This window comes from Pseudomonas sp. SZ40, assembly GCF_052958135.1.
Genome location: NZ_JBQWIF010000031.1, coordinates 54,020 through 65,641 on the forward strand (window position 1 = coordinate 54,020; position 11,622 = coordinate 65,641).

The window sequence follows — 11,622 nt, forward strand, 5'->3', positions numbered from 1 at the left end:
CTCTAGTTCAACTTGGGCAGTTGCACATCGGCCTTGATAACATCCAGCGGTACCGAGGCGACCGGCGCCGCGATGCCCTGGCTCTTGAGCAGCGTGCCGGTGGTTGCCTTGATGCGGTAGTGGGTGAACAGCTCGGTGAAACGCACTTCTTCCAGGCGACGAGCGGCTGTGAAGTACTCGTTCTCGCTGTCCAGCAGATCGAGCAGGGTGCGCTCGCCCAGGCCGAACTGCTTCTGATAGGAATCACGCACACGGGAACTGTGATCGACGTACTGCTGGGCGATCGGTAACTGCGCACGGGCATTCTGCAACGCGTTCCAGGCCAGACCGACCTCTTCGTTGAGCACCCGCAATGCGTTGTTGCGGATATCCATCGCCTGGTTGCTCAGGTAGGCCTTGGAACGTATGTTGGCGCTGTCGCTGCCACCGGCGTACAGGTTGTAGCGCATGCGCACCATCGCCTGCCATTCGTTGCTCTGCCCCTCGACGCCATCGACGTTGTGATTGGCCCCGGTGGACAGCTCCGCATCGAAGCGCGGGTAATACGAAGACTTGGCCGTCTGGTACTGCGCCTCGGTCGCCTTCACATCGGCCTCGGCGGAGCTGATGTTGGGGTTGTTGGCCATCAATTCGTCACGGGCGGCAGTCAGGCTTTCGGGCAGATACACACCCATGCTGTCAGGCATGCTCAAATCGGTAGCTTCGCGCCCCACGACACTGAGGTAGGTGACCTGAGCATCGGCCAGATTGGTCTGTTCGGTGAGCAGGTTGTTGCGCGCCTGGGCAAGGCGGGCTTCAGCCTGATCCAGGTCGGCCATGCGCCCTACCCCACGCTCACTGCGCAAGGAGATCTGATCGTAGATGCGTTCATGGCTGCGCAGGTTCTCTTCTGCAAGGCGCAACAGATCCTGACGCTGCAGTACCTCGAGATAGACCTGAGCCACTTCCAGCGCGGTGCGCTCGGAATTCGCCAACAATGCATAGGCGCGGGCGTTGACGGTCGCACGCTGGCGAGCCACTTCGCCTCGGGTGGCGAAACCGTCGAACAGCATCTGCTGGACGGTCAGGCTGGATTCGGAACGGTTGAGCGTGCGATAGCCGCGATCATCGACGCCACGGGTACTGTTGTTGTCGGTGCCTTCGCGACCATATCCGGCCTGCAGTTCGACCCGCGGCAGGTAACCGGCCTTGGCAGCCTTCATTTCCTCTTCGACCGCCATCCGGGCGTTGATGCCCGACTGGATTTCAGGATGCACGTTGAGTGCATTCTGCATGGCCTCGGTGAGCGTCTGCCCCTGGGCAGAAACGGAAATCGCGAGGGCAAGAGGAAGAATGGCAATGAAACGCATGATCTGTGAATTCCCTATAAAAGCCGACAGCTTGTCGGTAAATATCAAGTCGCTGCATGACCAGCCGACAGCCTATCATTGCCGCTTGGTTTACAGTGATTCACGGCGCGTCAAAAATCTGAAAATATCAAAGTGACATCACCGCGTGCGATTGTTTATGATCAGACCCAAAGGGTCAATAGTCTGGCGAAATTGATTCAATTATAAATACCCGCCAATTATATGACGATCCGTTTTTTGCAATATCCGCTATAACCGGTATAGACGTATTTCACAGGATTACCTCGCGCGTGCGCGCATGGAGCTGTTTTATGAGTAATTTCGCCGCTGTCATCAAATCGTTGATTGGCCAGGTATTCGTCATGTCGGTTGACGGGTTCAGACGCCAGGTCTTCGAAGGCGACCGCGTCTTCGCGGGTGAGCAAGTCACCACCGCGGATGGCGGCTCCGTTACTCTTGAGCTGGCAGACGGCGAAGTCGTCAAGCTGGGCGCCAACAGCTCCTGGCAAGCCGGTAACCCTGAAACGCAGGACGTTGCCGATAGCGCAAGCCAGGCGGCGAACAGCGAACTCGAACAGGCGCTGGCTGCCGGCTTCGACCCGACCACCGAGCTGGAACCAACCGCAGCAGGTCCCGGCGCAGGCGGCGGCGGTGGTAGTGCTGGTGGTGGCCATAGCACGGTCATGCTGAGTGAAACCGCGCAGCGCGTCGATCCGACGATCGGTTTCGAGACTGCTGGTCCAGGCACGCCGGGTTCCAATCTCATCGAAGACAACGACCCGGCCATCTTTGCCAACACGGCTGCAACCACGGCGGATGGCTCGGACACCACCGCCCCGGTCGTCACCATCAGCATCGATCCGATCAGCGGTGACGATCTGCTCAACAGCGCGGAACTGGGCGGGGCCACGATCGTCGTCACCGGCACGGTCGGCGGCGAAGCGAACGTCGGTGATTCGATCACTCTGAACGTGGGCGGCAATCTCTACAGCGGTTCCGTCATTGATCTCGGCAACGGCACCCTTGGCTTCAGCATTGCGGTCGGCACAGGCGACCTGCGCGGCTTCAGCAGCATTACCGCCACGCTCAGCAGCGTGGATGCTGCAGGCAATACAGGCACCGCTACAGCCGATCGTCCGTACACCGTGGACACCACCGCGCCTGTGATTACCGTCAATGCACCGGCGGTCACCAGCGATACCACACCGACCATCACCGGCACGACAGATGCACCGGTTGGCAGCAACGTAACGTTGACGATAACCCAAGGCAGCACCGTCATTATCGTGACTACCCCGGTTCTGGCTGGCGGCACTTATACCGTCGATGTACCGCAGGCATTGGCTGAAGGTCCTTACACCGTTGGTGCTCAGGTCACTGATCCGGCTGGCAACACAGGTTCGGCTACCGACTCTGGCGCTATCGATACAACCGCTCCTGCGATTACCGTCGATGCGCCGGCTGTCAGTAATGACACTACGCCGACCATCTCCGGCACCACCGATGCGCCGGTCGGCAGCACCGTGACTCTGACAATCACTCAGGGCACCAACGTCATTACCGTGACTACGCCGGTTCTGGCTGGTGGCACTTATACCGTTGATGTGCCGCAGGCATTGGCTGAGGGCCCGTATACCGTTGGCGCTCAAGTTACCGATCCAGCAGGCAACACAGGTTCAGCTACCGATAGCGGTGCAATCGATACCACTGCTCCTGCGATTACCGTCGATGCGCCTGCTGTCAGTAACGACACCACCCCGACCATCTCCGGCACCACCGATGCGCCGGTTGGCAGCATTGTCACCCTGACGATTACTCAGGGCACTACCGTCATTACCGTGACCACGCCCGTTCTGGCTGGTGGCACTTATACTGTCGATGTACCGCAAGCATTGGCTGAAGGCCCTTACACCGTTGGCGCTCAAGTTACCGATCCGGCTGGCAACACAGGTTCGGCTACCGACTCTGGTGCCATCGACACCACTGCTCCGGCGATTACCGTCGATGCGCCTGCTGTCAGCAATGACACCACTCCAACTATCTCTGGCACAACCGATGCGCCAGTGGGTAGCACCGTTACTCTGACCATTACTCAAGGCACCAACGTCATTACCGTGACCACGCCGGTTCTGGCTGGTGGCACTTATACCGTCGATGTGCCGCAGGCATTGGCTGAGGGCCCGTATACCGTTGGCGCTCAGGTCACTGATCCGGCTGGCAATACCGGTACCGCTACCGATAGCGGTGCAATCGACACGACGTCGCCGGTCATCACCGTTGATACCCCTGCAGTTACCAACGACACCACTCCAACCATCTCCGGCACCACCGATGCACCGGTTGGCAGCACTGTCACCCTGACGATTACTCAGGGCACCAGCGTCATTACCGTGACCACGCTGGTGTTGGCTGGTGGCACTTATACCGTCGATGTACCGCAAGCATTGGCTGAAGGTCCTTACACCGTTGGTGCTCAGGTAACTGATCCAGCAGGCAATACCGGTACCGCGACCGATAGCGGTGCAATCGATACCACTGCTCCAGCAATTACTGTCGATGCGCCGGCTGTCAGCAATGACACTACGCCAACCATCTCCGGCACAACCGATGCGCCGGCTGGCAGCACTGTCACGCTGACGATCACCCAGGGCACCAACGTCATTACCGTGACCACGCCGGTGTTGGCTGGTGGCACCTACACCGTTGATGTACCGCAGGCATTGGCCGAAGGCCCGTACACCGTTGGTGCTCAGGTCACTGATCCGGCTGGCAACACAGGCACCGCTACCGATAGCGGTGCAATCGACACTACCGCTCCTGCGATTACCGTTGATGCGCCGGCGATTACCAACGACACCACCCCGACCATTACCGGCACAACTGATGCGCCGGTTGGCAGCTCCGTAACCCTGACCATTACACAGGGCAACACCGTCATTACCGTGACTACTCCGGTTCTGGCTGGTGGCACCTATACCGTCGATGTACCGCAAGCGTTGGCTGAAGGCCCTTACACCGTTGGCGCTCAAGTTACCGATCCAGCTGGCAATACTGGTTCGGCTACCGATAGCGGTGCAATCGACACGACGCCGCCGACCATCACCGTTGATGCCCCTGCGATTACCAACGACACCACCCCGACCATCTCCGGCACCACCGATGCGCCGGTTGGCAGCACTGTCACGCTGACGATCACCCAGGGCACCAACGTCATTACCGTGACCACGCCGGTGTTGGCTGGTGGCACCTACACCGTTGATGTACCGCAGGCATTGGCCGAAGGCCCGTACACCGTTGGTGCTCAGGTCACTGATCCGGCTGGCAACACAGGCACCGCTACCGATAGCGGTGCAATCGACACTACCGCTCCTGCGATTACCGTTGATGCGCCGGCGATTACCAACGACACCACCCCGACCATTACCGGCACAACTGATGCGCCGGTTGGCAGCTCCGTAACCCTGACCATTACACAGGGCAACACCGTCATTACCGTGACTACCCCGGTTCTGGCTGGTGGCACCTATACCGTCGATGTACCGCAAGCGTTGGCTGAAGGCCCTTACACCGTTGGCGCTCAAGTTACCGATCCAGCTGGCAATACTGGTTCGGCTACCGATAGCGGTGCAATCGACACGACGCCGCCGACCATCACCGTTGATGCCCCTGCGATTACCAACGACACAACCCCGACCATCTCCGGCACCACCGATGCGCCGGTTGGCAGCACTGTCACGCTGACCATTACCCAAGGCACCAACGTCATTACCGTGACCACGCCGGTGTTGGCTGGTGGCACCTATACCGTTGATGTGCCGCAGGCATTGGCTGAGGGCCCGTATACCGTTGGCGCTCAGGTCACTGATCCGGCTGGCAACACTGGTTCCGCTACCGATAGCGGTGCAATCGATACCACTGCTCCGGCAATTACTGTCGATGCGCCGGCTGTCAGCAATGACACTACGCCGACCATATCCGGTACAACCGATGCTCCGGTTGGTAGCACTGTCACGCTGACGATCACCCAAGGCAGCACCGTCATTACCGTGACTACCCCGGTTCTGGCTGGTGGCACCTATACCGTTGATGTGCCGCAGGCATTGGCTGAGGGCCCGTATACCGTTGGCGCTCAAGTTACCGATCCGGCTGGCAACACTGGTTCGGCTACCGACTCTGGTGCCATCGACACCACTGCTCCGGCGATTACCGTTGATGCGCCGGCTGTCAGCAATGACACCACTCCAACTATCTCTGGCACAACCGATGCGCCAGTGGGTAGCACCGTTACTCTGACCATTACTCAGGGCACCAACGTCATTACCGTGACCACGCCGGTTCTGGCTGGTGGCACCTATACCGTTGATGTGCCGCAGGCACTGGCTGAGGGTCCGTATACCGTTGGCGCTCAGGTCACTGATCCAGCTGGCAACACTGGTTCGGCTACCGACTCTGGTGCCATCGATACAACCGCACCTGCGATTACCGTTGATGCTCCTGCGGTCAGCAATGACACAACCCCGACCATTTCTGGCACCACCGATGCCCCAGTGGGTAGCACTGTTACCCTGACCATTACACAGGGCAACACCGTCATTACCGTGACTACCCCGGTTCTGGCTGGTGGCACCTATGCAGTCGATGTTCCTCAAGCGTTGGCTGAAGGCCCTTACACCGTTGGCGCTCAAGTTACCGATCCGGCTGGCAACACAGGTTCGGCTACCGATAGTGGCGCCATCGATACAACCGCTCCAGCGATTACCGTCGATGCGCCGGCTGTCAGCAATGACACTACGCCGACCATTACCGGTACAACCGATGCTCCGGTTGGTAGCACTGTCACGCTGACGATCACCCAGAGCACTACCATCATTACCGTGACTACCCCGGTTCTGGCTGGTGGCACCTATACCGTTGATGTGCCGCAGGCATTGGCCGAGGGCCCGTATACCGTTGGCGCTCAGGTCACTGATCCAGCAGGCAATACCGGTACCGCGACCGATAGCGGTGCAATCGACACCACTGCTCCGGCGATTACCGTTGATGCTCCGGCTGTCAGCAATGACACGACGCCGACCATTACCGGCACCACCGATGCCCCGGTTGGTAGCACTGTCACACTGACGATCACCCAGGGCAGCACCGTCACGACCGTAACTACTCCAGTTCTGGCTGGTGGCACTTATACCGTCGATGTACCGCAAGCATTGGCTGAAGGTCCTTACACCGTTGGTGCTCAGGTAACTGACCCGGCTGGCAACACAAGCACCGCTACCGATAGCGGTGCAATCGACACCACTGCTCCGGCGATTACCGTTGATGCGCCGGCTGTCAGCAACGACACCACCCCGACCATTACCGGCACAACCGATGCGCCGGTTGGCAGCACTGTCACACTGACCATTACTCAAGGCACCAACGTCATTACCGTGAACACGCCGGTGTTGGCTGGCGGCACTTATACCGTCGATGTACCGCAGGCATTGGCTGAAGGTCCTTACACCGTTGCTGCTCAGGTAACTGACCCGGCTGGCAACACAGGCACCGCTACTGATAGCGGTGCAATCGATACGACTGCTCCGGCGATTACCGTTGATGCTCCGGCTGTCAGCAATGACACCACTCCAACTATCTCTGGCACCACCGATGCGCCAGTGGGCAGCACCGTTACCCTGACCATTACTCAAGGCACCAACGTCATTACCGTGACCACCCCGGTTCTAGCTGGTGGCACCTACACCGTTGATGTGCCGCAGGCACTGGCCGAAGGTCCGTACACCGTCGACGCCCAAGTTACCGATCCGGCTGGCAACACGGGTACGGCTACCGATAGCGGCGCCATCGACACGACGCCGCCGACCATCACCGTTGATGCCCCTGCGATTACCAACGACACCACCCCGACCATCTCCGGCACCACCGATGCACCGGTTGGTAGCACTGTCACGCTGACGATCACCCAGGGCACCAACGTTATTACCGTGACCACGCCCGTTCTGACTGGTGGCACCTATACCGTTGATGTGCCGCAGGCATTGGCTGAGGGTCCGTATACCGTTGGCGCTCAGGTCACTGATCCGGCTGGCAACACAGGCACCGCTACTGATAGCGGTGCAATCGACACTACCGCTCCTGCGATTACCGTTGATGCGCCGGCGATTACCAACGACACCACCCCGACCATTACCGGCACAACTGATGCGCCGGTTGGCAGCTCCGTGACCCTGACCATTACACAGGGCAACACCGTCATTACCGTGACTACCCCGGTTCTGGCTGGTGGCACCTATACCGTTGATGTGCCGCAGGCATTGGCTGAGGGCCCGTATACCGTTGGCGCTCAGGTCACTGATCCGGCTGGCAATACCGGTACGGCGACCGACACCGGAGCCATCAATACCACTGCCCCGGCAATCACCGTGGATGCACCAGCAACCACCAACGACACGACGCCAACCATCACCGGCACGACCGACGCGCCGGTGGGCAGCACCGTGACTCTGACAATCACTCAGGGTACTACCGTCTTCAACGTGACCACTCCCGTGCTGGCTGGCGGCACTTACAGCGTGGACGTGCCACAAGCGTTGAGTGAAGGCCCTTATAGCGTCGACGCAGAGGTCACGGATGCTGCGGGCAATACCGGCAGCGCTACCGATAGCGGTGCCATCGACACCACAGCCCCGAGCATCACAGTCGATGCCCCTGCAATCACCAACGACACGACACCTACCATCACCGGCACAACCGATGCGCCAGTGGGCAGCACCGTCACCCTGACCATTACACAGGGCAGCACCGTCATTACCGTGACTACGCCGGTTCTGGCTGGCAGCACCTACACCGTCGATGTGCCGCAAGCATTGGCCGAAGGTCCATACACCGTCGTCGCTCAGGTCTCGGATCCGGCTGGCAACATCGGTTCGGCCACTGACAGCGGTGCTATCGACGTTACAGCTCCAGTGCCGACCATCACCCTCGATGCCAATATCACTGCCGATGACGTGATCAACAGCACCGAGGCCGGTCAGCAGATCCCGGTTACCGGCACCGTCGGCGGCGACGCCAAGGTTGGTGACACCGTCACCCTGACCGTCAATGGCAAGACCTTCACCGGTCTGGTCACCAACACCAACGGCACTCTGGGCTTCAGCATCAATGTCCCAGGCGCCGAATTGGCGGCTGATAGCGACCGCACCGTCGATGCCAGCATCAGCACCACCGATGCTGCCGGCAACGTCGGCACCGCCTCCGACACTGAAGGCTATAGCGTCGACACCACTGCTCCAGTGCCGACCATCACCCTCGACGCCAACATCACCGCTGATGACGTGATCAACAGCACCGAGGCCGGTCAGCAGATTCCGGTTACCGGCACCGTTGGCGGCGACGCCAAGGTTGGCGACACCGTCACCCTGACCGTCAATGGCAAGACCTTCACCGGCCTGGTCACAAACACCAATGGGAACTTGGGCTTCAGTATCAATGTTCCAGGCGCCGACTTGGTTGCCGACGCTGGCCAGACCATTACCGCCAGCATCAGCACTACAGATGCAGCCGGCAACGTCGGCACCGCCTCCGACACCGAAGGCTATAGCGTCGACACCACTGCTCCAGTGCCCACCATCACTCTCGATGCCAATATCACTGCCGATGACGTGATCAACAGCACCGAGGCCGGTCAGCAGATTCCGGTCACCGGCACCGTTGGCGGCGACGCCAAGGTTGGTGACACCGTTACCCTGACCGTCAATGGCAAGACCTTCACTGGCCTGGTGAGCAACACCAACGGCACTCTGGGCTTCAGTATCAATGTTCCAGGCGCCGACCTGGTTGCCGACGCTGGCCAGACCATCACCGCCAGCATCAGCACCACCGATGCCGCCGGTAACGTCGGCACCGCCTCCGATACCGAAGGCTATAGCGTCGACACCACTGCTCCAGTGCCCACCATCACCCTCGATGCCAACATCACCGCCGATGACGTGATCAACAGCACCGAAGCCGGTCAGCAGATCCCGGTTACCGGCACCGTTGGCGGCGACGCCAAGGTTGGTGACACCGTCACCCTGACCGTCAATGGCAAGACCTTCACCGGTCTAGTCACCAACACCAATGGGACCTTGGGCTTCAGCATCAATGTCCCAGGCGCCGACTTGGCGGCTGATAGCGACCGCACCATCGATGCCAGCATCAGCACCACCGATGCTGCCGGCAACGTCGGCACCGCCTCCGACACCGAAGGCTATAGCGTCGACACCACTGCTCCAGTGCCGACCATCACCCTCGACGCCAACATCACCGCTGATGACGTGATCAACAGCACCGAGGCCGGTCAGCAGATTCCGGTTACCGGCACCGTTGGCGGCGACGCCAAGGTTGGTGACACCGTTACCCTGACCGTCAATGGCAAGAACTTCACCGGCCTGGTCACCAATACCAACGGCACTCTGGGCTTTAGCATCAATGTTCCAGGCGCCGACCTGGTTGCCGACGCTGGCCAGACCATTACCGCCAGCATCAGCACCACCGATGCAGCCGGTAACGTCGGCACCGCCTCCGACACTGAAGGCTATAGCGTCGACACCACTGCTCCAGTGCCGACCATCACCCTCGATGCCAATATCACCGCCGATGACGTGATCAACAGCACCGAAGCCGGTCAGCAGATCCCGGTTACCGGCACCGTCGGCGGCGACGCCAAGGTTGGTGACACCGTCACCCTGACCGTCAATGGCAAGACCTTTACCGGCCTGGTCACCAACACCAACGGAACTCTGGGCTTCAGCATCAATGTCCCAGGTGCCGACCTGGCGGCTGATAGCGACCGCACCATCGATGCGAGCATCAGCACCACCGATGCTGCCGGCAACGTTGGCACCGCCTCCGATACCGAAGGCTATAGCGTCGACACCACCGCACCGACCATCAGCGTCGATGCTCCGGCGATTAGCAACGACACCACCCCGACCATTACCGGTACGACCGATGCGCCGGTGGGTAGCATCGTCACCCTGACCGTTACCCAGAACGGCACGAGCTTTACCTTCACCACGCCGGTTCTGGCTGGCGGCGGCTACACAGTCGATGTACCGCAGACACTGGCTGAAGGCCCATACACCGTTGATGCTCAGGTTACGGATCCAGCTGGCAATACTGGCAGCGCTACCGACAACGGCGCTATCGACACCCTTGCCGGCGACACCGGCGCGGCCCCAGTCGTCACCATCACCGAAGACGCCAACAACGACGGCGTGATCAGCAAGTCCGAGCTCAATGGAGAGATCGACGTACGCGTAGGCCTGCCAGCCGGTGCAGTGGCTGGCGATACGCTGGTCATCACCAACGGCACAACGCCGCAGACCATTACCCTGACGGCTGCGCAAATCACCGCAGGTTTCGTCACAACCACCTTCGCCAACCCGGGCGAAGGCAACACGCTGACCGTCGAAGCCACCCTGCGTGACCAGTTCGGCAACACCTCCGAGAAAGGTACCGACACCGCCAAGGTCGACACCCTGGCCGGCACCACCGGTGCTGCTCCGGTCGTCACCATCACCGAAGATGCCAACAACGACGGCGTGATCAGCAAGTCCGAGCTCAACGGAGAGATCGACGTACGCGTAGGCCTGCCAGCCGGTGCGGTGACTGGCGACACGCTGGTAATCACCAACGGCACGACGCCGCAGACCATCACGCTCACGGCTGCGCAAATCACCGCAGGCTTCGTCACGACTACCTTCGCTAACCCGGGCGAAGGCAACACGCTGACCGTCGAAGCCACCCTGCGCGACCAGTTCGGCAACACCTCCGAGAAAGGTACCGACACCGCCAAGGTCGACACCCTGGCCGGCACCACGGGTGCTGCTCCGGTCGTCACCATCACCGAAGACGCCAACAACGACGGCGTGATCAGCAAGGCTGAACTCAACGGAGAGATCGACGTACGCGTAGGCCTGCCAGCTGGTGCGGTGGCTGGCGACACGCTGGTCATCACCAACGGCACCACGCCGCAGACCATTACCCTGACTGCAGCACAAATCACCGCAGGCTTCGTCACAACTACCTTCGCCAACCCGGGTGAAGGCAACACCCTCACCGTCGAAGCTACCCTGCGTGACCAGTTCGGCAACACCTCCGAAAAAGGTACCGACACCGCCAAGGTCGACACCCTGGCCGGCACCACCGGTGCTGCTCCAGTCGTCACCATCACCGAAGACGCCAACAACGACGGCGTGATCAGCAAGGCTGAACTCAACGGAGAGATCGACGTACG

At 60.4% G+C, this 11,622-nt stretch carries 2 protein-coding genes; one reads left to right on the top strand and one right to left on the bottom strand.

All coding sequences use genetic code 11. The features are described from left to right. Positions 1–2 precede the first annotated feature (2 nt). Positions 3–1,349, bottom strand: a complete 1,347-nt coding sequence (locus ACT9T4_RS20715) for a TolC family outer membrane protein (protein ID WP_042555063.1) — start codon at positions 1,347–1,349, stop codon at positions 3–5. Between the two features lie 311 nt (positions 1,350–1,660). Here ACT9T4_RS20715 and ACT9T4_RS20720 point away from each other — a divergent pair. Beyond that, the coding region (locus tag ACT9T4_RS20720; protein WP_499118734.1) for an Ig-like domain-containing protein at positions 1,661–11,622 on the top strand (9,962 nt) is incomplete at its 3' end.